This window comes from Streptomyces sp. NBC_01283, from assembly GCF_041435335.1.
Taxonomy (GTDB): domain Bacteria; phylum Actinomycetota; class Actinomycetes; order Streptomycetales; family Streptomycetaceae; genus Streptomyces.
Genome location: NZ_CP108430.1, coordinates 6,694,660 through 6,719,422, shown reverse-complemented (window position 1 = coordinate 6,719,422; position 24,763 = coordinate 6,694,660). Strand labels below are relative to the sequence as shown.

The window sequence follows — 24,763 nt, the reverse complement described above, 5'->3', positions numbered from 1 at the left end:
CCTCTACTCTGACGGCATGAGTGACCCGGGGGACGTGGTGGACAGCCGTTTCGAGCTCATCGAGCGGCTCGGCAGCGGAGGCATGGGCACGGTGTGGCGGGCGCGCGACACCGTGCTGCACCGAGAGGTGGCCGTGAAGGAGGTGCGTCCCGCGGGGCACGAGCTGACGGACGAGCAGTCGCGTGTCCTGCGGGAGCGGGTGCTGCGCGAGGCCAGGGCGCTGGCCCGGCTCAACCACCCGCATGTGGTGACGATCCATCACATCGTGGACGTCGGCCCGCATCCCTGGCTGGTGATGGAGCTGCTGCCGGGGCGCACGCTCCAGGACCTCCTGGAGCAGGGCACGTTGCCGCCGCACGAGGCGGCGCGCATCGGCCGCCAGCTCCTCTCGGCGCTGCGCGTCGCCCACGCGGCGGGCATCCTGCACCGGGACGTGAAGCCCGCGAACATCCTGCTGCGGGAGGAGGCCCACGGCACGGGCCTCTCCGTGGTCCTCACCGACTTCGGCATCGCCTCGCTCCTGGGCTCCACGCAGCTCACCGCCACCGGCGACCTGATCGGCTCGCCGGAGTACATCGCGCCCGAACGCATCCGCGGCACGGACCAGGGCCCGGCGGCCGACCTCTGGTCGCTCGGCGTGGTCCTCTACGTCGCCGTGGAGGGCGTCAGCCCGCTGCGCCGCGCGACGACCCTCGCCACACTCGCCGCCGTGCTCGACGACGCGGTGCCGCCGCCGGTGCGCTCGGGGGCACTCACTCCGGTCCTGACCGCCCTCCTGGTGCGGGACCCGGCGCTGCGCCCGGACGCCGAGCGCCTCGACGCGATGCTCGCCGCGGTGGCGAACGGCATCGCCCGGCAACCGACGGAGATCTCCGACCGGCCGGGGGTCCCGGACAGGCCGGGGATTTCGGACAGGCCGGGGATTTCGGACCGGCCGGGGATTTCGGACCGGCCGGGGATTTCGGACCGGCCGGGGATTTCGGACCGGCCGGGGATTTCGGACCGGCCGGTGGTCGCCGTGGGGCCGCCGCCCGCCGCCCCCCGTGGACGAACGCCCGTCATCGTCGCGGCGGTTGCCGTGGCGCTCGCCCTGGTGGCCGGTGCCGCACTGGTGGTCGCCCTGCGCGGCGGGTCCGGGAACGACGGGGCTGAGGGCAAGGGCGGCGGAACGGCCTCCGCGGGAGCTTCGTCCAAGGCCTCTCCGGGGCCCACGAAGACGTCCGAGGGCCCGGACGGGAGCAAGAGCCCGACCTCGCCGCGTGCGTCCGCCCCCGGCGTCCCGCCCGCCTCGGGAGGCTGGATCGCCCAGCTCTTCTCCGAACCCGTCGGCTCCGGCACGGCAGCCCGCGACCGCCGGCTCGCCGCCGTACGCGAGGACGTGCCGGAGGCGCAGTACCTGCGCAGCGACGACTACGCCTCACTGCGGCCGGGCTACTGGGTGATCTACTCTCCCGGCCCCTTCACGGACGGCCGGGCCGCCCTGCGGTTCTGCGAGGAGCACGGCAGGACCACCGACAAGGAGTGCGCCGGGCGGTATCTCAGCTCCAGCGACTCCGACCTCGGCCTGCTGTGCAAGCCGCCCGCGAGCGCCCCGGTGGGACGCTGCACGCGCACCTGAGCCACGGCGCTCGCGGCCGGAGGACGCCAGAGAGCCTCCAAAAGCCGACTGCCAGAGGTTGCTAGAGGGTCTCCAGGAAACCGATCGCCGTCCGCCACGTCGCCTCCGCCGCCTCGGCGTCGTAGTCGTCGAGGTCGGGGTCGGTGTAGATGTGGCCCGCGCCCGCGTAGCGGTAGACCTCGACGTCGGCTCCGGCACGGCCCATCTGGAGGTACCACGCGCTCAGCCAGTCGTCCGTCTCGAACGGATCCGGCTCGGCGACGTGCAGCTGCACCGGCAGCTCGTCCACCGTCGTGTTCTCCGCGATGTCGGACGTCCCGTGCAGGAGCAGAAGGCCGCGCGCCTTGTCGTCGCCGAGGGCGAGGGTCTGCGCGGTGGCGGCGCCGAACGAGAACCCGGCGTAGACGAGACCCCGCTCGGAGTAGGGCGCGGCGGCCAGGATCGCCCGCTTCAGGAGCTCGTCCTTGCCGAGCTCGTCCTTGAAGGCCATGCCTTCCTCGACGGAGCCGAAGGTGCGCCCTTCGAACAGGTCGGGCGTCCACACCTCGTGCCCCTCGGCGCGCAACCGGTCGGCCGCCGCGTGCACTGCGGGCACGAGCCCGTACGTCGAGTGGAAAAGCATGATGTTCATGGGGCCATCGTGCCACTTACCCTCGGGGGCATGGAGAACGTACTGCGTCCGTTGATCGTGGTCGGCGGCTCGGTCGTGCTCACGCTGGCCGTGGGATGGCTGGCCGATGTGCTGCTGCGCCGGGCCGACGACCGTCACCCCGACAACCCACTGTGGGGCCTGCTCCGCCGCTGCAGGCTGCCGCTCCAACTCGTGATGTGCGCCACCTTGTTGCGCGGCTTCTTCGAACAGGCCAAGATCGCCGAGGACCATTCGGCGGGCATCGGCCAGACACTGACCCTGGTGCTCATCGGGTCGGTCGCCTGGCTCCTCGTCCGCATCGCGACCGCGATCGTGGAGTCCACCTACGCCCGTTATGCCAACGCCCACCGCGATCCCGCCCGGATCCGCAGGGTGCGTACACAGGTCACGCTCATCCAGCGGGTGGTCAGCGCGGTCGTCGGCGTGGTGGCCGCAGGGGCGATGCTGCTGACCTTCCCCGCCATGCAGGCGGCCGGGACGTCCCTGCTCGCGTCGGCGGGCGTCCTGGGCATCGTCGCGGGCGTCGCCGCCCAGTCCACGCTGTCGAACATCTTCGCGGGGCTGCAGATCGCCTTCGGCGACATGGTGCGGATCGGCGACACGGTCGTCGTGGACGGCGAGTGGGGCACGGTCGACGAGATCACGCTGACCTTCCTGGCCGTGCGCACCTGGGACGAGCGCCGGATCACGATGCCGGTGTCCTACTTCGTGTCGAAGCCCTTCGAGAACTGGTCGCGCGGCGGCTCCCAGATGACCGGCACCGTCTTCTTCCAGCTGGACCACACCGCGCCCGTCAGCGAGATGCGCGAGAAGCTCCAGGACATCCTGCGCGAGTGCGCCGCCTGGGACGGCAGGGACTGGGGCCTGGCGGTCACGGACACGACGCCGAACACGATCCAGATCCGCGCCCTGGTCACCGCCAAGGACGCGGACGACATCTGGACGGTGCGGGTCACGGTGCGCGAGCACCTGGTCCGCTGGCTGAGCGAGCACCACGCGTACGCGCTGCCGCGGGTCAACACGGCCTGGGCCGAACTGCCGCCGGAGGACCATCCGCACCCGCCGCCGCCGATCGTGCCCCGCACGGGCCGGGGCTGAACCTCAGGAGCCCTGAGGAACCCTCAGGAGCCCTCAAAAGCCCTCAAGAGCGCAGGCTGCGCACGTCGAGCTGGTGCAGGACCCGGTCGACGATCTCCGGATCGGCGCCGGGTTCGCTGCGTGCGGCGAGGATCTCGTGGCGGGCGGCCGACATCATGTCGCGCTGGATGCGCTGGACCGCCTTGAGGCGGTCGGCACGCTTCGTGTACCGCTCGCGCCGCTCGTCGTCGACGATGTCGGGGCTGATCCTGACCCCGATGTCGAAGGCCCCGCGCAGCAGCCGCTCCGAGAGGTCCTCCGGCAACTCCTCGACCTCCTCGATCTCCTTGAGGCGGCGCTTGGCCGCCTTGGCCGCCCGGATGGCGAGGTCGCGCTCGGCGACCCGCTCGGCGTCGGTGTCCGCACGCACCCCGAGCTTCTTCACGAGCCAGGGCAGGGTCAGCCCCTGGACGACGAGCGTGGCCATGATCACGCAGAAGGCGATGAAGATGATCTCGTCGCGGGCCGGGAAGGGGTCGCCGTTCTCCGTCTTGAGCGGGATGGCGAGGGCCAGGGCGACCGATGCCACGCCGCGCATCCCGGACCACCACATGACGACGGTCTCGCGCCAGGTCGTCGGGATGTCCTCGTCGTAGTCCCGCAGCTTGTGCAGCCGCTTGGCCAGCCAGGTCGCGGGCAGCAGCCACAGCAGCCGTACGCCGACGACGACCGCGACGACCGCCGCGCCCCAGCCGAGCATCTGCATCTCACGGCCGCTGGCCGTGCCGAAGACGTTGTGCAGTTCGAGCCCGATGAGCCCGAACGCGACGCCGGTGACCAGGGTGTCGACGATCTGCCAGAACGTCTGCCCGGTGATCCGGCCCAGCACGTCGTCCGCGTCGGCCGCGTGCTCCGCGAGGTAGAGCGCGGTGGTCAGTACGGCGAGCACGCCCGAGCCGAGCAGCTCCTCCGCCAGCACATAGCTCACGAAGGGCACGAGCAGCGTCAGGCCGGTCTGCAGGGTGGCCTCGCCGAGCAGCCCCATGAGCTTGTTGGTGAGCCAGCCGAGCGCGAACCCCACGGCGACGGCGACCACCGCGGAGAGCACCAGCTGCCGCACCGCCGACGGCCAGGAGAACGTTCCGCTGACCGCCGCCGCGATCGCCACGTGGTAGAGCACGATCGCCGTGACGTCGTTGAAGAGGCCCTCACCCTCCAGGATCGACACGAGCCGCCGCGGCAGCCCGAGCGACCCCGCCACGGCGGTCGCGGCGACCGGGTCGGGTGGTGCGACGAGCGCCCCGAGCGCCACGGCGGCGGCGATCGGAAGACCGGGGACGACCGAGCCCGCGATCGCGGCGACCGCGGCGGTCGTCACGAAGACGAGGGCCACGGCGAGCAGGAAGATGGGGCGTCTGTTGGCCGCGAACTGCCGCCAGGAAGTGCGCTGGACGGCCGCGTACAGCAACGGCGGAAGCACCAGCGGAAGGATGTAGTCCGGCGGGACCTCGACGTTGGGGACCCAGCTCACGAAGGCGAGAACGATCCCGGCCAACGTCATCAGGACGGGCGCGGGCAGCCCGAGCCGCTCCCCCAGCGGCACCGTCACCACGGCACCGAGCAGCAGAATGAGCAGCAACGCCAGTTGGTCCACGGGGCGCCCTCCGGCGGTTCGAGGCGGTCGAGGGGGATCGGGATTCAGACGATCAAGACCTCAACCCTGCCACGCCTTGCCCGTGAACCCCGCTAGGCGAGGGCCTTGCGCATCGCCCGGTGCGGGATCCCGGCGTCCGGGAACTCGGGGCCGTACACCTCGTACCCCAGCCGTTCGTAGAACCCCAGCGCGTGTGTCTGCGCGTGCAGGTCGACGGCGGTGAGGCCACGCGCGCGTGCCGTGTCCTCGATCGCCCGCACCAGGGCCGCACCCACACCGAGTCCGCGTGCCGCCCGCGTCACCGCGAGGCGGCCGAGCGCGCCCACCTCTGCGTCGCCGCCGTTCTTGGCCGCGGCCGCCGCGCCGGTCAGCAGCCGGCCCGTGCCCAGCGGAAGACCGTCGTCGCGGACCGCGATGACGTGCACCGCGTCGGCGTCGTACTGGTCGTACTCAAGGTCCTCGGGGACCTGCTGCTCCACGACGAAGACTTCCTTGCGGACCGCGAAGCAGGCCTCCAGGTCGTCGGTCCCGGCCGCGACCCGGCAGGTGACCCCGGTGCTCACGAGCTCTCTGCCCGGACCCGGTCGAGCGCCTGCTGGAGGTCGTCGGGGTAGGTGCTCTCGAACTCCACCCACTGCCCGTCCCCGGGGTGCTCGAAGCCGAGCCGCACCGCGTGCAACCACTGGCGCGTGAGGCCGAGCCGCTTGGCGAGCGTCGGGTCCGCGCCGTACGTCAGGTCGCCCACGCACGGGTGGCGGTGGGCCGCCATGTGCACGCGGATCTGATGCGTGCGCCCCGTCTCCAGCTTGATGTCGAGCAGCGAGGCCGCCCGGAACGCCTCGATGAGGTCGTAGTGCGTGACGGAGGGCTTGCCCTCGGCCGTGACCGCCCACTTGTAGTCGTGGTTCGGGTGGCGCCCGATGGGGGCGTCGATCGTGCCGCTCATGGGGTCGGGGTGGCCCTGCACGAGCGCGTTGTAGCGCTTGTCGACCGTGCGCTCCTTGAACTGCCGCTTCAGGGAGGTGTACGCGCGCTCCGACTTGGCGACCGCCATCAGCCCGGAGGTGCCCACGTCGAGGCGGTGCACGATGCCCTGGCGCTCGGCGGCACCGGAGGTAGAGATGCGGTACCCGGCGGCGGCGAGGCCGCCGATGACCGTGGTGCCGGTCCAGCCGGGGCTGGGATGCGCGGCCACGCCGACCGGCTTGACGATCACGAGGATGTCGTCGTCGTCATGGATGATCTCCATGCCCTCGACGGGCTCGGCGACGATCTGCACCGGAGCGGGCGCCTGCGGCATCTCCACCTCCAGCCAGGCGCCACCGTGCACACGCTCGGACTTGCCGACCACGCTGCCGTCGACCATCACCTTGCCTGCCGCCGCCAGCTCGGCGGCCTTCGTGCGGGAAAAACCGAACATGCGGGAGATGGCGGCGTCGACGCGCTCGCCCTCCAGGCCGTCCGGCACGGGCAGGGTACGGATCTCGGGAATCGTGCTCACCCATTGAGTATGCAGGAGCGCACCGGCACTCCCGCACCGCGAGCCCCTGCCGGGGGCCCGTCAGTCCTTGTGGACGGTGCCGTCCGGGTCCAGGCCGCGGAAGGACAGGATCACGATCAGGAAGCCGCCGCACACGATCGCCGAGTCCGCGAGGTTGAACACCGCGAAGCCCTTCGGCGCGATGAAGTCGACCACCGCTCCCTCGAACACACCGGGGGCACGGAAGATCCGGTCGGTGAGGTTGCCCAGGGCGCCGCCGAGCAGCATGCCGAGCGCGATCGCCCACGGCAGGCTGTACAGCTTGCGGGCCAGGCGTGCGATCACCACGATCACCGCGGCGGCGATGAAGGTGAAGATCACGGTGAACGCCTCGCCCATCCCGAAGGCCGCGCCCGCGTTCCGGATGGCGTTGAACTGGAGCAGGTCCCCGATGACCTCGATCGGCTCGTGATGTTCGAGCTTCGCGACGACGATCATCTTGCTGATGAGGTCCATGGCGTACGCCAGCACGGCCACCGCGAACAGGGCCAGGAGCTTGCGCTTGCCCTTGGGCCGCTGCTCGTCCTGATCCGCGGGCTCGGCGGAGCCCGAGGCGGACTGCTCCGGCTCGGCCCCGTCGGCCTCAGGGATATCCGGCGTACCGATGATGCGCTCCGCCTCTGCCACGTGAGTCCCTCAACCTAGGTACCTGACTGGGGACGAGGGTACGGCACACACGTACGGCACCAGGTGGTCAGGCCGGGTTCAGTAGCGCCGTTCCTGCTTCTGCTTGCAGTCCATGCACAGGGTCGCGCGCGGGAAGGCCTGCATCCGCGCCTTGCCGATGGGATTGCCGCAGTTCTCGCAGACGCCGTACGTCCCGGCGTCCAGCCGTTCCAGGGCGCGCTCGGTCTGTTCGAGCATTTCGCGCGCGTTGGCGGCCAGCGACATCTCATGTTCCCGCGTGATGTTCTTCGTGCCGGTGTCCGCGTCGTCGTCGCCCGCGCCGTCCCCGGAGTCACGCATCAGGCCCGCCAGGGCGTCCTCGGAGGCGGCGATCTCGCTGCCGAGCCGCAGCGCCTCGCTCTGGAGCTCCGCGCGGGCCTCCCCGGCCTCCTCGGGCGTCCAGGGGTCCTCGCCGGGCCGGACAGCCAGCTCTCCGGGCTCCGCCGCGGCGGCACGCGCCTTGGGCACCGCCGTCGGCTTCTTCGCTGCCGTCGCCGTGCCCGGAGTCTTCTTCGTAACCACTGTCGTGGCTCCTGTCGTCTCCGCGGCCTGAGCCGCACCCTCGGCCGCTGTCGCAGCCGTCTTCTTGGCCGTGCTCTTCTTGGCGGCGCTCTTCTTGGCAGCTGTCTTCTTGGCCGCGGGGGCCTTCTTCGCCGCAGCCGCCGTCTTTGCCGCGGCGGCCTCCCCGGCCGCGCCCTCGCCCGCCCCGGCCGCTGCCTTCTTGCCGATGTCGGCGACCTTGGCGACCGTCTTCTTGGCGACGGCCTTCTTGGCCGCCGCCTTCTTCACCACCGCCTTCTTCGCGGCTGTCTTCTTGGCGGCGGTCTTCTTCGTGGCCTCGCCCGTGGATCTGCCCGACGCCGAATGATGTACGGCGGTCTTCTTCGCCACCATGGCCGCGGCCCCTTCACATTTTGTGATCTTGCACGCGAATCGTGCTGGGACGATAAATCGACTCAGAGCCCGCGGCAACGGGGCACGCCGCCAGATTCGCCCGCCCCACGGGTGCCGTGCGGCGAGCATGCATGCGTTGTGCCCAACTCCCCGCCGGGTAATCCGCCCCGTGCACCGGCCCAGGATCCGGACGGCGGCCATGTCGCCATTCGGGTCAGTGGCGGCGTCCGGCGGGCCTCGGACGCACAACCGCCCGACGGCGGGAATCGGGGCATAAAATAGGACACGACCAAGAAGGTGCGCCATGCGAAGAACTGCCGACTGCCGAGAATTCCCGAGCGAGACCAACTGCACCCTCGCCATCTCCGGCGAGGAGGAGGAAGTGGTCCGCGCCGCCAGCGAGCACGCCGTGTCCGTACACGGCCACACCGACAGCCCCGAGCTGCGGAAGATGGTCCGTGAATCCCTCAGGGACGAGGTCCCCCAGCACGCCTGACCGACCTCGCCCCCACCCCCCGGATAACCGGTCGGCCCCGTCCGCCCCGGGCCCGTACACTGGGCGCAGCGAGAAGCGTGGATGGGGACGAGTAGCGGCGTACGCGGCCATGAGCGACCCGGGGACGGTGTGAGCCCGGGGGCAGGCGCGACGTGAAGATCACCCCGGAGCCGCCGGAAGAACCCCCGCAGCGGGCCCCCGGGCCCGGCGCGGATCAGTAGACCTGGCATCGCGACCCCAATGAGGGGGCTTTCCCGTGCGCCACCCGCGCATCCGGAAGGCCAAGGAGGGTGGTACCGCGGGAGCGCGACAAGCGGCTCTCGTCCCTCCGACGGAACGGAATCGTCCGCCGGAGGAAGCGCGTTGAACACGCAGCCGCAGTACCGCCAGGTGCCCGCCCAGGTCGACCTGCCCGCCCTTGAGCACGCCGTGCTCGACTTCTGGCGCGAGCAGAAGATCTTCGCCAAGAGCCTGGAGCAGTCCGAGGGCCGCCCCGAGTGGGTGTTCTACGAAGGCCCGCCCACCGCCAACGGCATGCCGGGCGCCCACCACATCGAGGCCCGCGTCTTCAAGGACGTCTTCCCGCGCTTCCGCACCATGCGGGGCTACCACGTCGCCCGTAAGGCCGGCTGGGACTGCCATGGTCTCCCGGTCGAGCTCGCGGTCGAGAAGGAGCTCGGGTTCACCGGCAAGAAGGACATCGAGGCGTACGGCATCGCCGAGTTCAACGCCAAGTGCCGTGAGTCCGTGACCCGGCACACCGACGCCTTCGCCGACCTCACGACCCGCATGGGGTACTGGGTCGACCTCGACGACGCGTACCGGACCATGAACCCCGAGTACGTCGACTCCGTCTGGTGGTCCCTGAAGGAGATCTTCAACAAGGACCTCCTGGTCCAGGACCACCGCGTCGCCCCCTGGTGTCCGCGCTGCGGCACCGGCCTCTCCGACCATGAACTGGCGCAGGGGTACGAGACGGTCGTCGACCCGTCCGTCTTCGTCCGCTTCCCGCTGACCTCCGGCCCCCTCGCGGGCGAGGCGGCGCTCCTGGTGTGGACGACGACCCCCTGGACTCTGGTGTCCAACACGGCGGTCGCCGCGCACCCCGACGTCACGTACGTCGTGGCGACGAACGGCTCAGAAAATCCCGAGAAGCTCGTCGTCGCCGAGCCGCTTCTGGAGAAGGCGCTCGGTGAGGGCTGGGAGGTCACCGGCCAGACGTTCACGGGCGCCGAGATGGAGCGCTGGAACTACCAGCGCCCCTTCGAGCTCGTGGAGTTCCCGGCTCCGGCCCACTTCGTGGTCAACGCCGACTACGTGACCACCGAGGACGGCACGGGTCTGGTCCACCAGTCCCCCGCCTTCGGTGCGGACGACCTCAAGGTCTGCCGCGCGTACGGCCTGCCGGTCGTGAACCCGGTGCGCCCCGACGGCACCTTCGAGGAGGACGTCCCGCTCGTGGGCGGTGTCTTCTTCAAGAAGGCCGACGAAAAGCTCACCGAGGACCTCCAGGACCGCGGTCTGCTCTTCAAGCACATCCCGTACGAGCACAGCTATCCGCACTGCTGGCGCTGCCACACGGCGCTCCTCTACTACGCGCAGCCGTCCTGGTACATCCGCACGACGGCCATCAAGGACCGCCTCCTCCAGGAGAACGAGAAGACCAACTGGTTCCCCGACTCGGTCAAGCACGGCCGCTTCGGCGACTGGCTGACCAACAACGTCGACTGGGCGCTGTCCCGCAACCGCTACTGGGGCACCCCGCTGCCCATCTGGCGCTGCGAGGAAGGCCACTTGACGTGCGTCGGTTCGCGCGCCGAGCTCTCCGACCTGACGGGCACCGACCAGTCGGAGCTCGACCCGCACCGCCCGTACATCGACGCAGTGACGTTCCCCTGCCCGACCTGCCAGGAGACCGCGACGCGCGTCCCCGAGGTCATCGACGCCTGGTACGACTCCGGCTCGATGCCGTTCGCGCAGTGGGGATACCCGTACAAGAACAAGGAGCTCTTCGAGAGCCGGTACCCGGCGCAGTTCATCTCGGAGGCCATCGACCAGACGCGCGGCTGGTTCTACACGCTGATGGCGGTGGGCACGCTCGTCTTCGACAAGTCGTCGTACGAGAACGTGGTCTGCCTCGGCCACATCCTCGCCGAGGACGGCCGCAAGATGTCCAAGCACCTGGGCAACACCCTGGACCCGATCCCGCTGATGGACCGGCACGGCGCGGACGCCGTGCGCTGGTTCATGGCGGCCGGCGGCTCCCCCTGGGCGGCCCGTCGCGTGGGCCACGGCACCATCCAGGAGGTCGTCCGCAAGACGCTCCTCACGTACTGGAACACGGTCGCCTTCCAGGCCCTGTACGCCCGTACGTCGAAGTGGGCCCCCAGCGACGCCGACCCGGCGCCCGCGGAGCGTCCGCTCCTGGACCGCTGGCTGCTCAGTGAGCTGCACGCGCTCACCGACCAGGTCACCCAGGCCCTGGAGAGCTACGACACCCAGCGCGCGGGCAAGCTCCTGTCCACGTTCGTCGACAACCTCTCCAACTGGTACGTACGCCGTTCCCGGCGCCGCTTCTGGCAGGGCGACAAGGCGGCCCTGCGCACCCTGCACGAGGTCCTGGAGACCGTCACGCGCCTCCTGGCACCGCTGACGCCGTTCATCGCCGAGCGCGTCTGGCAGGACCTGGTGGTGCCGGTCACCCCGGGCGCCCCGGAGTCGGTCCACCTGACGTCCTGGCCCGAGGCCGACCTGTCGGCGATCGACCCGGACCTCTCGAAGCAGATGGTGCTCGTACGCCGTCTCGTCGAGCTGGGCCGCGCCACGCGCGCGGAGTCGGGGGTCAAGACCCGCCAGCCGCTGTCCCGCGCCCTGATCGCCGCCACGGGCTTCGAGTCACTCAACCCGGAGCTGCACGCCCAGATCACCGAGGAGCTCAACGTCTCCTCCCTTGCGTCGCTCTCCGAGGTCGGCGGGTCACTGGTCGACACCACCGCGAAGGCGAACTTCCGTGCCCTGGGCAAGCGCTTCGGCAAGGGCGTCCAGGCGGTCGCCAAGGCCGTCGCCGACGCCGACGCGGCCGCGCTGTCCCTGGCCCTGCGCGAGGGCACGGCATCGGTCGAGGTGGACGGCGAGACGGTGACGCTGGCCCCGGATGAGGTCATCATCACAGAGACCCCGCGCGAGGGCTGGTCGGTGGCGTCCGACTCCGGCGCCACGGTCGCCCTCGACCTGGAGATCACCGAGGAGCTGCGCCGGGCCGGCCTCGCCCGTGACGCGATCCGCCTGATCCAGGAGGCCCGCAAGAACAGCGGCCTGGACGTCGCGGACCGTATCGCCCTGCGCTGGACCTCCACGGACCCGGCGGTGATCACGGCCCTGTCCGACCACGCCGAGCTCATCGCGGACGAGGTGCTCGCCACGGACTTCAGCCAGGGCGAGGCGGACGGCGCGTACGGCGAGACATTCACGGACGAGTCACTGTCGCTCACGTTCCGTCTCCGCAAGGCGTAGCCACCAGGAAGCAGCGAAGGCCCGGTCCCGCCAAAGATCTTGGCGGGACCGGGCCTTCGGCGTTGCGTCCGCACGCACAGATGAACGTTTCTGCACCTGCCGGTCCGCACCTGCCGGGCCATGGGCACGCAAAAGGGCGAGGCCCCCAGAAGAACTGGGGGCCTCGCCCTGAACGCTGCCGACGCCTAAGGCGTGGAAACGGCCGTCAGTTGTCGTCCTCGTCGATGAGGAAGCCACGCATCGGCGACGGGGCCTGCTGCATGGGCTGCGGGGCCTGCGGCCGCACCGGCGCCATCGGCTGGGTCATCGCCGGCGACATCTGCTGCTGGCCGCCGTAGGACGGACCGGCTGCGGGCTGGTTGCCGCCCATCGACTGGTTGCCGCCGTACGACGGGGCGCCCGCGCCGGCCGGTGCCATGGAAGGCGCCGGGGACGGCGGAAGGGAAGCCGTCGCCGGGGTCCGCGGCGGGGCCAGCGAGTCGTCGGCCTGGGTCTCCAGCTGACGGAGCTGCGACTCCAGGTAGGACTTCAGACGCGTGCGGTACTCGCGCTCGAAGCCGCGCAGGTCCTCGACCTTGCGCTCCAGCGTGGCGCGGGCGGACTCCAGGGAGCCCATCGCGACGCGGTGCTTCTCCTGCGCGTCCCGCTCCAGGGCGTCGGCCTTGGCACGGGCGTCACGCTCGAGGCCCTCGGCACGCGAACGCGCCTCGCCGACGATCTTGTTGGCCTCGGAACGGGCCTCCGCGATCGCCTGGTCAGCGGTCTGCTGCGCCAGGGAGAGCACACGCGCGGCGCTGTCGCCGCCGGGGCCCTGACCGGGCTGCGGCATCTGCGGACCGTGGCCGCCCATCGGACCACCCATGGGGCCGCCCATCGGACCCTGACCCATGGGGCCGGGACCCTGCGGACCGCCCTGCGGGCCGTGCCCACTGGGGCCTGCGGGGAGCTGCGGCGCACCACCGGGAAGCTGCGGCGGGCCGCCCATCTGCTGGTGCTGCTGCGGGTGCTGCTGCTGCGGCGGCACCGGCTGCGGGCCCGATATTGCGGCGGGCACCGGGGCTCCTGGACCACGTTGGTCCTGGGGTTCCGGAGGCTTTCGCATCCCGCCCTGCTGCTGGTTCTGCGCAGCGGCGCGGGTCGCTGCGGCCAGTTTGGCGCGCAGGTCTTCGTTCTCGCGGAGCAAGCGAGTCAGTTCGGCTTCGACCTCGTCGAGGAAGGCATCGACCTCGTCCTCGTCATAGCCTTCTCGGAGGCGGACGGTCGTGAACTGCTTGTTCCGCACGTCCTCGGGGGTCAACGGCATCTCTTCACCTCAACGTAGTCGTCGGCATTCGGCAAGACCGTATCGTTCACAAGCCGCTCACGACGGTGATCAGGATGTAGACGATGATCATCAGTACGAAGAAGGACAGGTCGAGCGCCACGCCCCCGAGACGCAGCGGCGGAATGAACCGCCGCAGAAGCTTGAGCGGTGGATCAGTGACAGTGTAGGTGGCCTCCAGAACGACCACCATCGCCTTGCCGGGTTGCCATGAGCGGGCGAACTGGAAGACGTAGTCCATGACCAACCGGAAGATCAGCACGATGAGGAAGCACATCAGCGCGATGTAAAGCACCTGCAAGACCACGCTCATGTCCGCGGTTCCCTCTCCCCTGTTACTCGTACTGCGTTCGCCGGTTCTGCGTTACTGCATCACTTACGTCTCAGCTCTGGTTGAAGAACCCGCCCTCTGCGATGCGAGCCTTGTCCTCCGCCGTTACATCGACGTTAGCAGGCGACAACAGGAACACCTTCTGCGTCACTCGCTCAATGCTGCCATGGAGGCCGAACACCAGACCGGCGGCAAAGTCGACAAGTCGCTTCGCATCGGTGTCGTCCATCTCGGTCAGATTCATGATCACCGGAGTGCCTTCGCGGAAGTGTTCCCCGATGGTACGGGCCTCGTTGTACGTCCGCGGGTGCAGCGTGGTGATGCGGTAGGGCTCCCGCTCGGACACGACCTTGGGCATGATCACCGGTGCGTTCTTCTCCAGGCTCTGACGTTCAGGTGTGATGGATGCCACGGGGGCGATTCGCGCCGGACGTCCGGATTCCGCGCCTAGCGAAGCGGAATGGGCGACCGGCTCACGCTGTGCGGGGGGCTGTACCACTCGTACCGATTCGTCCCGATCTGACGCGTGGGCCTGACGGGACTGGTGCGACTGGTGGGGCGGTTCATGCCGCCTGCGGTCCCGCTCGGGCTCCGGCTCGGGTTCGAACTCGTCATCGGGGTCGAACCCCGGACCGTCGTACCCATCGTCCTCCACGAGGCCGAGGTAGACCGCCATCTTGCGCATCGCGCCGGCCATGCTCTGAGTCCTCCGCTCTGTGGTGGATCGGCTGTCGTCACCAACTGCCCGCGATCCACGAGGTCTCCCCGCCCAACAGCGAGAATGACCATATTTTCTGCTGTGGTCCGACTTCTTGGCGACGTTACCCGAGCCCGGGTCGGACTCCGAGTACCGCCGTACCGACGCGCACATGTGTCGCTCCGGCCGCCACGGCCTGTTCGAGGTCCGCACTCATCCCTGCCGACACCATGTTCGCAGCCGGATGAGTCGCGCGCATGAGGGTTGAGAATTCCATCAGCCGCTCGAACGCCGCCTGTTGCCGTCCCGCGTACGGACCGGTGAGCGGCGCCACGGTCATCAGACCGTCAAGACGCAGCCCCGGGGCCTGCGCCACCAGCCCGGCCAACTCTTCGATTCCGCCGGGGCCCACGCCCCCGCGCTCGCCCCGCCCGTTCTCCTCCGCGTCGAGCGCGACCTGGATCAGACAGCCGAGTTCCCGCTCCGCGCGCACGGCACCGGCCGACAGGGCCGTGACGAGCTTGGGACGGTCCACGGACTGCACCACATCGGCATAACCGACCACGGAACGGACCTTGTTGGTCTGCAATTGACCGACAAAGTGCCAGGAAAGGGGAAGATCCGAGCAGTCGGCGGCCTTGGGGGCCGCGTCCTGGTCGCGGTTCTCGGCGACATGGCGCACGCCCAGCTCCGAGAGGATCCGCACGTCGCTCGCGGGATAGGTCTTGGTGACCACGATCAGGGTCACCTCCTCCCGCTTGCGCCCGGCCGCCGCGCACGCCGCGGCGATGCGCTCTTCGACCTCCGCCAGATTTGCGGCGAGTTGAGACTTACGGTCCGTCATGCCCTATCAGTCCAGCCAGACATAGCCCGCGAGACGACCGGTGGTCCGGTCGCGGCGGTACGAGAAGTGGTCACCGGATTCCAGGGTGCACACCGGCGACTGCTCCCGGTCGCGCACCCCGAACCGCTCCAGCTGGGCGTGCACCCCCGCGGTCACGTCGACCGCCGGAGTGCCCCAACTCGTCTCGGCGTACGCCGCCGGCTCGATCGCCGCGGCGTCGGCGCGCATCTCCTGCGGCACTTCGTAGCAGCGGCCGCAGACGGCGGGGCCCGTGCGGGCGATGATGCGGGCCGGGTCGGCGCCCAGTTTCATCATGGCCTCGACCGCGGCGGGGACGACCCCCGCCAGCATGCCCGGCCGCCCCGCGTGGGCCGCCGCCGCGACCTTGGCGACCGGGTCGGCGAGCAGGACGGGCGTGCAGTCCGCGGTGAGGACCGCCAGGGCCAGGCCCCGGCGGGCGGTCGCCACGGCGTCGACCGCCGGGATCTCGGCATCGGAACCCCAGGGCCCGTCGACCACGACGACGTCGGGGCCGTGCACCTGGTTCATCCAGACGACCCGCGCCGGGTCGATGCCGAGCGAGGTGGCGGCCAGCGCACGGTTCGTCCGCACGGCCTGGGGGTCGTCGCCGACCGCGCCGCCGAGATTGAGCTCTTCGTACGGAACGGCGCTCACCCCGCCCCACCTGTCGGTGAAGGCGAAGTGCGCGCCGCTCACGGTGCTGTGCTCGCTTATCACTTCAGGAAGTCCGGCACGTCCAGCTCTTCGGCCTGGCTGTCCGAGTACGGACGGGCCGGGGGGACCTGCGGCGGGGACACGGGCGCGGAGGGGGCCTCGTTGACCGGAGTCACCTCGGCGGGCTCCGGAGCCGACGGCTCCTCGTGCGACGTGACGCTGCCGAGGCCGCCGTAGGGCGAACGGGACTCGGCCGGACGGCTCGTGGCGGGCGGCTGCTCGTCACGCTGCTTGGACGCCGAACCGAGGACGGTGTCCCGCTTGGACGGCGGCTGTCCGCCGTCGAAGCCCGCCGCGATGACGGTGACCCGGACCTCGTCGCCCAGGGCGTCGTCGATGACGGCGCCGAAGATGATGTTCGCCTCGGGGTGGGCCGCCTCGCTGACCAGCTGGGCCGCTTCGTTGATCTCGAAGAGGCCGAGGTCGGAGCCGCCGGAGATGGAGAGCAGGACTCCCCGCGCTCCGTCGATGGACGCCTCCAGGAGGGGCGAGGAGATCGCCATCTCGGCGGCGGCCACCGCGCGGTCGTCGCCGCGCGCCGAACCGATTCCCATGAGGGCCGAACCGGCCTCGGACATGACCGACTTGACGTCGGCGAAGTCGAGGTTGATCAGACCCGGGGTCGTGATGAGGTCGGTGATGCCCTGGACACCGGAGAGCAGGACCTGGTCCGCCGACTTGAAGGCGTCCAGAACGCTGACCTGGCGGTCCGAGATGGACAGGAGCCGGTCGTTGGGGATGACGATGAGGGTGTCGACCTCTTCGCGCAGCTCCGCGATCCCGTCCTCGGCCTGGTTGGCGCGACGACGGCCCTCGAAGGTGAACGGCCGGGTCACGACGCCGATGGTCAGGGCGCCCAGGGAGCGAGCGATGTTGGCGACGACAGGTGCGCCGCCGGTGCCGGTGCCACCGCCTTCGCCGGCGGTGACGAAGACCATGTCGGCCCCCTTGAGGACCTCCTCGATCTCCTCGCGGTGGTCCTCTGCCGCCTTACGGCCGACTGCCGGGTTGGCGCCGGCGCCGAGGCCACGGGTGAGTTCACGGCCGACGTCGAGCTTGACGTCGGCGTCGCTCATCAACAGGGCTTGCGCGTCGGTGTTGATGGCGATGAACTCGACGCCCTTGAGACCGACCTCGATCATCCGGTTGATGGCATTGACACCACCGCCGCCGACACCGATGACTTTGATGACTGCGAGGTAGTTCTGCGGTGCTGCCACGTCGAAGGCCTCTCGCCTCGAGTTACGTGTCGCCGCCTCGCGGTCAAGCGCCGCGACGACTGATGCCGAATGGGACGGTCCGAACGCCGACCCGAACCCTAACGCTGAAGTTTAGGGTTACCAGTGTGTCTGTTCCTTGGACTCTCCGAACAGGACACTAAGTCGACAAGTGGCGCACGTTCAACGAACACGCCGAACCTCCCGTTTTTCTTTTCACCCTATGTGATCAGCCGTAGCGCTGCCGAACCAGGGTGCTGGCCTGCGACGATATGCGTCAACTCGCCGATGAAGCAGGGGCGGTGGGGACACTCACATCGAAGTGACGTGCCTCGGGGGCGGCTTTCATCAGGGCGGTGAGTGTGCTTGCCTTCGTCCGGCCCTTCTCGCTGCTGCCCCACTCCACGGTGCGTCCGCGGCTCAACTCCAGCGAGATCGAGTCGTACGAACGGACCTTGACGGCCCGTGTATCGCGGGCCACCGGCGTCGGCAGTGCGCCCGCGACCGCCACCGCTTCACGCCGCAAGCGGTGCGAGTCGAAACGGCGCAGACTCGCCTCCGCGTTCTCCCGGTCCGGCCTCAATTCGAGCAGCGGAACGCCCTTCGGCGCATGTCCGACCGTGGCGAATCGCACGCCCTTGGCGTCCACTTCGACGAACTTTCCGCCCTTTTCGATAAGCAGAACCGGCTTGCGTTCGGTCACTTTCAGACTGATTCCGTGCGGCCAGGAACGGACGACGTCGACCGAGTCGATACGCGGAAGTTTCTTCCGCAGCCGTTCCTCAAGGGCTTCGGTGTCGACCGAAATCAGTGGGGCCCCGACGGGGGCCGCGGCCGCCTCGCGCACCTCACCGGGCGTCAGGATCCGTGTCCCGGACGTCGTCACACGCTCCACGCGCAGCCACTGCGAGCCGTAGAACAGCCAGACTCCTCCCGCGCCGAGCAGCACGAGCGCGATCAGCGAGAGGATCAGGGTGCGCGGCCGCGGCATGCGTACGCGGGACCGTGGAAGGCGGGGAGGGCGGGACCCACCAGAAGCAGACTTCTGCCGTTCGGCGGTGGTCGGTCCGGCCACGGTCCCCTGCCTTCTGCGTCTCTAGTGCCGCCTCACCCGTTGCGGCGTGACGCGATCGCCTCGTACACCATGCCGACGAGGAGGTCGTCGGCATCCCTGCGGCCGAACTCCGATGCGGCGCGGGACATCTCGTACAGCCGGTGCGGATCGGCGAGCACCGGGAGCACGTTGCCCTGCACCCACTCGGGCGTCAGTTCCGCGTCGTCCACGAGGAGTCCACCGCCCGCCTTGACCACCGGCTGGGCGTTCAGCCGCTGTTCGCCGTTGCCGATGGGCAGCGGTACGTAGGCGGCCGGCAGCCCGACGGCGGAGAGTTCGGCGACGGTCATCGCGCCCGCACGGCAGAGCATCATGTCCGCCGCGGCGTACGCGAGGTCCATCCGGTCCACGTACGGTACCGGGATGTAGGGCGGCATACCGGGCATGTTCTCGACGTACGGCATTTCGTTCTTCGGGCCGACCGCGTGCAGGATCTGGATCCCGGCGCGCTGCAGGACCGGAGCGACCTGCTGGACGACCTCGTTGAGCCGCCGGGCGCCCTGCGAGCCGCCGGAGACGAGCAGCGTCGGCAGGTTCGGGTCGAGGCCGAAGGCGGCGCGCGCCTCCGGGCGGACCCGGGCCCGGTCGAGCGTGGCGATGGTGTGGCGCAGCGGGATGCCGATGTAGCGGGAGTTGCGCAGCTTGCTGTCGGGCGTGGCGACGGCCACCCCGTGCGCGTACCGCGAACCGATCTTGTTGGCGAGGCCGGGACGCGCGTTGGCCTCGTGCACGACGATCGGCGTCCCGGTCCGCTTGGCCGCGAGGTACCCCGGCAGCGCGACGTAGCCGCCGAAGCCGACCACGCAGTCCGCCTTCGTCCGCTCCAGGATCTGCTCGGCCGCCTTGATCGTGCCGCGCAGCCGTCCCGGGACGGTGATCAGCTCAGGGGTGGGCTTGCGCGGCAGCGGAACGGCCGGGATCAGCGCGAGTTCGTAGCCCCGCTCGGGCACGAGCCGGGTCTCGAGTCCACGCTCCGTGCCCAGGGCCGTGATGCCCACGGTCGGGTCCTGCCTCCGCAGGGCGTCCGCGAGGGCGAGCGCGGGCTCGATGTGGCCGGCGGTCCCCCCACCGGCGAGTACGACATGCACCGAAATTCACCGCTCTCCGGACGAACGCGCCTTGACGCGCCGTCTCATCGTGTTCCATCTCACCCGAGGTTGCCGCATGGCCAGGGCCGCCTTTGCCGCCGGGTCCTCCCGCGCGAAGGCGATGAGGAGTCCGATGGCGAACATGGTCGGCAGCAGGGCCGAACCCCCGTAGGAGAACAGCGGGAGCGGGACACCGGCGATCGGCAGCAGACCGAGCACCGCACCGACGTTGATCACGGCCTGCGCCGTGATCCAGGTGGTCACGCCTCCCGCGGCATACCGTACGAAGGGGTCCTCCGTGCGTCCGGCCACGCGGATACCCGCATAGCCTAGAGCCGCGAACAGGGCGAGCACCGACAGCGTCCCCGCAAGACCGAGTTCCTCCCCCGTGATGGCGAAGATGAAGTCGGTGTGCGGTTCCGGCAGTTGACCCCATTTTTCCACACTCGCGCCAAGGCCGGAACCGAAGAATCCGCCGGAGGCCAGGGCATAGATCCCGTGCACGGCCTGCCAGCACTGGTCGCCGGGGCCGGGATCCGTGGCGCCGATGCAGGCGAGCCTCGCCATGCGGTTGGGGCTGGTCTTGATGAGGATCACGCCGAGCAGGGCCGCGATCGAGAGCACCCCCGCGAAGAGCCGCGTGGGCGCCCCCGCGAGCCAGAGCAGGCCGAAAAGGATCGCCGTGAGGATGATCGCCGTGCCCATGTCGCCGCCCAGCATGATCAGGCCGAGCAGCATGAAGGCGACCGGGACGAGCGGCACCAGCATGTGTTTCCACTGGGTCAGGAGGCGCTTGTCCTGTTTACGGGCGAGCAGGTCCGCGCCCCACAGCACGAGGGCGAGCTTGGCGAACTCACTGGGCTGGAGCTGGAACGGGCCGCCCAGGTAGATCCAGTTCTGGTTTCCGTTGACGCTGCGCCCTATCCCGGGGACCTGCACGAGCACCATCAGGAAGACGGTCACCGCGAGGATGGGGTAGGCCAGCGCCCGGTGCAGCTTGACGGGCATCCGCATGGCCACGAGCAGCAGGATCGAGCCCAGTACGGCCGCGACGAACTGCTTGCGGAAGAAGTACGCGGCGGGCAGGTCGAGCTGCAGCGCCTGGATCATCGACGCCGAGTAGACCATCACCAGGCCGAGTACGGTGATCAGCAGGCTGCTGCCGAAGATGAGGTAGTACGCGGTCAGCGGCCGGTCCCAGGCCCGCTTGAGCCGGGTGTAGAACCGCCGCACCGCGTTCTCGCTCGGCGGGCGCGGTGCCCGCGGGGAACGGACCGGCGCGGGCCGCCTGGCAAGGCGTGTGGGCGCGCGCCCGCTACTGCCGGCCATCAGGACCCCCGCCCAGCCGCCACGACGCTGCCACGTGCCCTCCTAAGGGTGCCGGGCGCCCCGGACCGCTGGGGCCCGCGTCAGGCGCTCGCGCCGAGTTCGCGGACCGCGTCCGCGAACGCGTCACCACGCTTGTTGTAGTTGGTGAACATGTCCATCGACGCACAGGCCGGAGCCATCAGTACGGTGTCCCCCGGCTCGGCGAGCCGTGCCGCCTGTCGTACCGCCTCGGACATCGCCCCAGTGTCGGTCCGGTCGAGGTCGACGACCGGGACCTCGGGCGCGTGTCGCGCCAGGGCTTCGCGGATCAGCGCGCGGTCGGCGCCGATCAGGACGACACCCCGGAGCCGCTTCGCCGACTTGCTGACCAGCTCGTCGAAGGTGGCGCCCTTGGCGAGCCCGCCCGCGATCCAGACGATCGACTCGTACGCGGCCAACGAGGCTTCCGCGGCGTGGGTGTTGGTGGCCTTGGAGTCGTCCACGTACGCCACTTCGGCCACGTCGGCGACGTGTTCGATGCGGTGGGCGTCGGGACGGAAGGCGCGCAGGCCGTCGCGTACGGCCGTCGCGGGCACGCCGTAGGCGCGCGCGAGAGCCGCCGCGGCCAGGGCGTTGGCGATGTTGTGCGGCGCGGGCGGCTGCACGTCGGAGATCTCGGCGAGCTCCTGCGCCTGCTTCTGACGGTCCGGCACGAACGCACGGTCGACCAGAATGCCGTCCACGACGCCCAGTTGCGAGGGCGCGGGCGCATTCAGCGTGAAACCGATGGCGCGGCAGCCCTCTTCGACGTCGGCCTCGCGGACGAGGTCCTCGGTCGCCTTGTCGGCGAGGTTGTAGACGCAGGCGATCTGATTGCCCTCGTACACGCGGCCCTTGTCGGCTGCGTACGCCTCCATGGAGCCGTGCCAGTCCAGGTGGTCCGGCGCGAGGTTCAGGACGGCCGCGGAGTGGGCGCGCAGCGAGGGCGCCCAGTGCAGCTGGTAGCTGGAGAGCTCGACGGCGAGCACGTCGTACGGCTCGTCTCCGGTGACGACGTCGAGGAGCGAGACCCCGATGTTGCCGACGGCGGCGGTGCGCAGACCGGCCGCCTCCAGGATCGAGGCCAGCATGCGCACGGTCGTGGTCTTGCCGTTCGTGCCGGTGACCGCGAGCCACGGCGCTGCTTTTCTGCCGTCCCGACCGCGCAGGCGCCAGGCGAGCTCGACGTCGCCCCACACCTCGACGCCGGCAGCCGCTGCCGCCGCGAAGAGCGGCTTGTCCGGCTGCCAGCCGGGCGTGGTGACGACGAGCTCGGTGCCTTCGGGCAGGGTGGCCCCGTCGCCGAGGCGGACGGTGATGCCCTCCGCCGTCAGCTCCTCGGCCTGCGTACGGGAGCGCTCGTCGTCGCCGTCGTTGACGACCGTGACGACGGCGCCCAGGCCGTGCAGCACGCGGGCCGCCGGGATTCCGGAGACGCCGAGCCCGGCGACGGTGACGTTCTTCCCCTGCCAGCTGGTCACTTCTTGGCTGCCCATCCTGCGTAGAAGAGGCCGAGTCCGACGATCACGCACATGCCCTGGATGATCCAGAAGCGGACCACCACAAGGACTTCGGACCACCCCTTGAGTTCGAAGTGGTGCTGCAGTGGCGCCATCTTGAAGACCCGCTTGCCGGTCATCTTGAAGGAGCCGACCTGGATCACGACGGACATGGTGATCAGGACGAAGAGGCCGCCGAGGAGCGCGATGAGCAGCTCCGTGCGGGAGCAGATCGCGAGACCCGCGAGCGCGCCGCCGAGGGCGAGCGAGCCGGTGTCACCCATGAAGATCTTGGCGGGCGAGGTGTTCCACCACAGGAAGCCGAAGCAGGCACCCATCAGCGCGGAGGCCACCACGGCCAGGTCGAGTGGGTCTCTGACCTCGAAACATGCCTGTGGGTTGGTCAGCGTGACGGCGTTGGCGCAGGATTCCTGGTACTGCCAGACACCGATGAAGGTGTACGCGCCGAAGACCATCACGGAGGCGCCGGTGGCGAGACCGTCGAGGCCGTCGGTGAGGTTCACGCCGTTCGACATCGCGAGGATCATGAACAGCGCCCAGACCACGAACAGCACCGGGCCGATCGACCAGCCGAAGTCCGTGACGAACGACAGCTTGGTGGAGGCCGGGGTCTGGTTGCGGCTGTCCGGCCAGTTCAGCGCGAGCACGGCGAAGCCGATGCCGACGATCAGCTGTCCCGCCATCTTCGCCTTGGCGCGCAGACCGAGCGAGCGCTGCTTGACGATCTTGATGTAGTCGTCGAGGAACCCGACGAGGCCCATGCCCGCCATCAGGAAGAGCACGAGAAGCCCGGAGAGCGTGGTCTCCGTGCCCGTGATGATCTTCGTGAGGAAGTACGCGATGAGCGTCGCGAGGATGAAGGCGATGCCACCCATGGTCGGCGTACCGCGCTTGCTGTGGTGCTCGCGCGGGCCGTCGTCCCGGATGAACTGCCCATAGCCCTTGCGGGCCAGGAACTTGATAAGGAGCGGGGTTCCGACCAGGGTCAGGAAGAGCCCGATCACACCCGCGAAGAGGATCTGCCTCATCGGCCGGCGACCTGCCCCTCGGACGACGCGGCGTCATCGAGCAGCGCCGTGGCGACCCGCTCGAGACCGACCGATCTGGAAGCCTTCACCAGCACGACGTCTCCCGGGCGCAGCTCGCTGCGCAGCAGGTCGATCGCCGCCTGTGCGTCGGACACGTGCACCGACTCCTCACCCCACGAACCCTCGTTGTATGCGCCCAGTTGGAGCCAGGACGCTTCCCTGCCCCCGACTGCCACGAGCTTGCTCACGTTCAGCCGGACAGCGAGCCGTCCGACCGCGTCGTGTTCGGCGAGCCCCTCGTCACCGAGCTCGGCCATGTGACCGAGCACCGCCCACGTACGACGTCCCTTGGCCATGGCCGCGAGCGCGCGCAGGGCGGCTCGCATGGACTCGGGGTTCGCGTTGTAGGCGTCGTTGACGACCGTCACGCCGTCCGGGCGCTCGGTGACCTCCATCCGCCAGCGGGACAGCGTGCCCGCCTCGGAGAGCGCGCGGGCGATCTCGTCTGCGGACATGCCCAGCTCATGGGCGACGGCGGCCGCGGCAAGCGCGTTCGACACGTGGTGCTCACCGTACAGCCGCAAGGTCACGTCGCCGCACCCGGAGGGTGTGTGCAGCGTAAAGGCAGGCTGTCCGATCTCCGTGAGCCGGACATTCTCGGCACGCACGTCGGCGTCGGCGGACTCCCCGAAGAGGAGCACGCGCGCCTTCGTGCGCGAAGCCATGGCGCGGACGAGCGGGTCGTCGGCGTTGAGGACGGCGGTGCCGTCGGCGGGGAGGCTCTCGACGAGTTCACCCTTCGCCACTGCGATCTGCTCGCGTCCGCCGAACTCGCCGATGTGGGCGGTGCCGACGTTGAGCACGAGACCGATCTTCGGCGGGGTGAGGCCGGTGAGGTAGCGGATGTGGCCGATGCCGCGGGCGCCCATCTCCAGGACGAGGAACTGCGTCTCGTCGGTGGCGCTGAGGGCGGTGAGCGGCAGGCCGATCTCGTTGTTGAGCGAGCCCGGCGTGAAGACCGTGGGCGCCTTGCTCCGCAGGACCTGGGCGAGCAGGTCCTTGGAGCTGGTCTTGCCGACGGAGCCGGTGAGCGCCACGAGCGTCGCGCCGAGCCGCTCCACGACGTGCCGCGCGAGGGCGCCGAGCGCCGCCTGCACGTCGTCGACGACGATGGCGGGTACGCCTACGGGGCGCGAGGCCAGGACGGCGGCAGCGCCCGCTTCGACCACCGCTGACGCGTAGTCGTGGCCGTCGGCGCGCTCGCCCGCGAAGGCGACGAAGAGGCTGCCGGGCTCCACTTCACGGGAGTCCCTGACGACCGGTCCGGTGACCTGGACGGACGGATCCGGTATGTCGTACGTCTGCCCGCCGACGACAGTGGCGATCTCGGCGAGGGAGAGGGCGATCACAG

Annotated in this window: 22 protein-coding genes; 4 read left to right on the top strand and 18 right to left on the bottom strand. The window is 70.0% G+C overall.

All coding sequences use genetic code 11. The features are described 5' to 3' along the window. The first annotated feature begins 16 nt into the window (after positions 1-16). Positions 17-1,618, top strand: a complete 1,602-nt coding sequence (locus OG302_RS30405) for a protein kinase (protein WP_371529686.1) — start codon at positions 17-19, stop codon at positions 1,616-1,618. A gap of 61 nt (positions 1,619-1,679) precedes the next feature. Here OG302_RS30405 and OG302_RS30400 read toward each other — a convergent pair whose 3' ends face one another. Continuing rightward, the gene (locus OG302_RS30400) at positions 1,680-2,249 is read right to left on the bottom strand and encodes a dienelactone hydrolase family protein (protein ID WP_371529685.1); all 570 of its coding nucleotides are present in this window, start codon (positions 2,247-2,249) and stop codon (positions 1,680-1,682) included. A 30-nt stretch (positions 2,250-2,279) separates the two neighbouring features. Between OG302_RS30400 and OG302_RS30395 the strand changes: the two genes are divergently transcribed. Then, on the top strand, positions 2,280-3,368 hold the full coding sequence (locus OG302_RS30395; RefSeq protein WP_371529684.1) for a mechanosensitive ion channel family protein: 1,089 nt from the start codon (positions 2,280-2,282) through the stop codon (positions 3,366-3,368). Positions 3,369-3,411: 43 nt separating this feature from the next. Here the strand turns inward: OG302_RS30395 and OG302_RS30390 are convergent, their stop codons facing one another. The 5 genes from OG302_RS30390 to OG302_RS30370 form a co-directional block, all read right to left on the bottom strand. Next, positions 3,412-5,001 carry a Na+/H+ antiporter gene (locus OG302_RS30390; RefSeq protein WP_371529683.1) on the bottom strand — a complete coding sequence of 530 codons (1,590 nt, stop codon included), beginning with the start codon at positions 4,999-5,001 and terminating at the stop codon, positions 3,412-3,414. A 92-nt stretch (positions 5,002-5,093) separates the two neighbouring features. After that, entirely contained in the window at positions 5,094-5,564 is a 471-nt protein-coding gene (locus OG302_RS30385) for a GNAT family N-acetyltransferase (protein WP_371529682.1), read from the bottom strand. Continuing rightward, complete coding sequence (locus OG302_RS30380; protein WP_249590444.1) at positions 5,561-6,502, bottom strand: RluA family pseudouridine synthase; 942 nt, start codon at positions 6,500-6,502, stop codon at positions 5,561-5,563. The genes OG302_RS30385 and OG302_RS30380 overlap by 4 nt, the downstream gene beginning before the upstream one ends. Before the next feature lie 60 nt (positions 6,503-6,562). Beyond that, a complete protein-coding gene (lspA, locus tag OG302_RS30375) occupies positions 6,563-7,168 on the bottom strand; it encodes a signal peptidase II (protein ID WP_371529681.1) in 606 nt (201 codons plus the stop codon). A gap of 78 nt (positions 7,169-7,246) precedes the next feature. After that, on the bottom strand, positions 7,247-8,101 hold the full coding sequence (locus OG302_RS30370) for a TraR/DksA family transcriptional regulator (protein ID WP_371529680.1): 855 nt from the start codon (positions 8,099-8,101) through the stop codon (positions 7,247-7,249). Between the two features lie 304 nt (positions 8,102-8,405). On the opposite strand from OG302_RS30370, the gene OG302_RS30365 reads away from it, so the two are divergent. Continuing rightward, positions 8,406-8,597 (top strand): DUF1059 domain-containing protein, encoded by a 192-nt coding sequence (locus OG302_RS30365; protein WP_371529679.1) that lies wholly within the window; start codon positions 8,406-8,408, stop codon positions 8,595-8,597. A 363-nt stretch (positions 8,598-8,960) separates the two neighbouring features. Then, the gene (ileS, locus tag OG302_RS30360; RefSeq protein WP_371529678.1) at positions 8,961-12,110 is read left to right on the top strand and encodes an isoleucine--tRNA ligase; all 3,150 of its coding nucleotides are present in this window, start codon (positions 8,961-8,963) and stop codon (positions 12,108-12,110) included. A 205-nt stretch (positions 12,111-12,315) separates the two neighbouring features. Here the strand turns inward: ileS and OG302_RS30355 are convergent, their stop codons facing one another. The 12 genes from OG302_RS30355 to murF form a co-directional block, all read right to left on the bottom strand. Beyond that, positions 12,316-13,413, bottom strand: a complete 1,098-nt coding sequence (locus tag OG302_RS30355; protein WP_371529677.1) for a DivIVA domain-containing protein — start codon at positions 13,411-13,413, stop codon at positions 12,316-12,318. Between the two features lie 46 nt (positions 13,414-13,459). Continuing rightward, complete coding sequence (locus OG302_RS30350) at positions 13,460-13,744, bottom strand: YggT family protein (protein ID WP_249590439.1); 285 nt, start codon at positions 13,742-13,744, stop codon at positions 13,460-13,462. Between the two features lie 70 nt (positions 13,745-13,814). Continuing rightward, positions 13,815-14,459, bottom strand: a complete 645-nt coding sequence (locus tag OG302_RS30345) for a cell division protein SepF (protein ID WP_371529676.1) — start codon at positions 14,457-14,459, stop codon at positions 13,815-13,817. A gap of 124 nt (positions 14,460-14,583) precedes the next feature. Next, a complete protein-coding gene (locus OG302_RS30340; RefSeq protein ID WP_371529675.1) occupies positions 14,584-15,303 on the bottom strand; it encodes a YggS family pyridoxal phosphate-dependent enzyme in 720 nt (239 codons plus the stop codon). Positions 15,304-15,309: 6 nt separating this feature from the next. After that, complete coding sequence (gene pgeF / locus OG302_RS30335) at positions 15,310-16,020, bottom strand: peptidoglycan editing factor PgeF (protein WP_371529674.1); 711 nt, start codon at positions 16,018-16,020, stop codon at positions 15,310-15,312. Between the two features lie 17 nt (positions 16,021-16,037). Continuing rightward, positions 16,038-17,258 (bottom strand): cell division protein FtsZ, encoded by a 1,221-nt coding sequence (gene ftsZ / locus OG302_RS30330; protein WP_371529673.1) that lies wholly within the window; start codon positions 17,256-17,258, stop codon positions 16,038-16,040. A gap of 274 nt (positions 17,259-17,532) precedes the next feature. Next, positions 17,533-18,330, bottom strand: coding sequence for a cell division protein FtsQ/DivIB (locus OG302_RS30325; protein ID WP_371529672.1), 798 nt, complete (start codon positions 18,328-18,330; stop codon positions 17,533-17,535). 32 nt (positions 18,331-18,362) lie between these two features. Continuing rightward, a complete protein-coding gene (murG, locus tag OG302_RS30320; RefSeq protein WP_160504531.1) occupies positions 18,363-19,457 on the bottom strand; it encodes an undecaprenyldiphospho-muramoylpentapeptide beta-N-acetylglucosaminyltransferase in 1,095 nt (364 codons plus the stop codon). Between the two features lie 6 nt (positions 19,458-19,463). Further along, positions 19,464-20,786 carry a putative lipid II flippase FtsW gene (ftsW, locus tag OG302_RS30315; protein ID WP_371529671.1) on the bottom strand — a complete coding sequence of 441 codons (1,323 nt, stop codon included), beginning with the start codon at positions 20,784-20,786 and terminating at the stop codon, positions 19,464-19,466. Between the two features lie 80 nt (positions 20,787-20,866). Then, complete coding sequence (gene murD / locus OG302_RS30310) at positions 20,867-22,300, bottom strand: UDP-N-acetylmuramoyl-L-alanine--D-glutamate ligase (protein ID WP_371529670.1); 1,434 nt, start codon at positions 22,298-22,300, stop codon at positions 20,867-20,869. Beyond that, a complete protein-coding gene (gene mraY / locus OG302_RS30305; protein WP_249590431.1) occupies positions 22,282-23,352 on the bottom strand; it encodes a phospho-N-acetylmuramoyl-pentapeptide-transferase in 1,071 nt (356 codons plus the stop codon). The genes murD and mraY overlap by 19 nt, the downstream gene beginning before the upstream one ends. Next, complete coding sequence (gene murF / locus OG302_RS30300) at positions 23,349-24,761, bottom strand: UDP-N-acetylmuramoyl-tripeptide--D-alanyl-D-alanine ligase (RefSeq protein ID WP_371529669.1); 1,413 nt, start codon at positions 24,759-24,761, stop codon at positions 23,349-23,351. Before murF ends, mraY begins: the two co-directional genes overlap by 4 nt. Between the last annotated feature and the right edge of the window lie 2 nt (positions 24,762-24,763).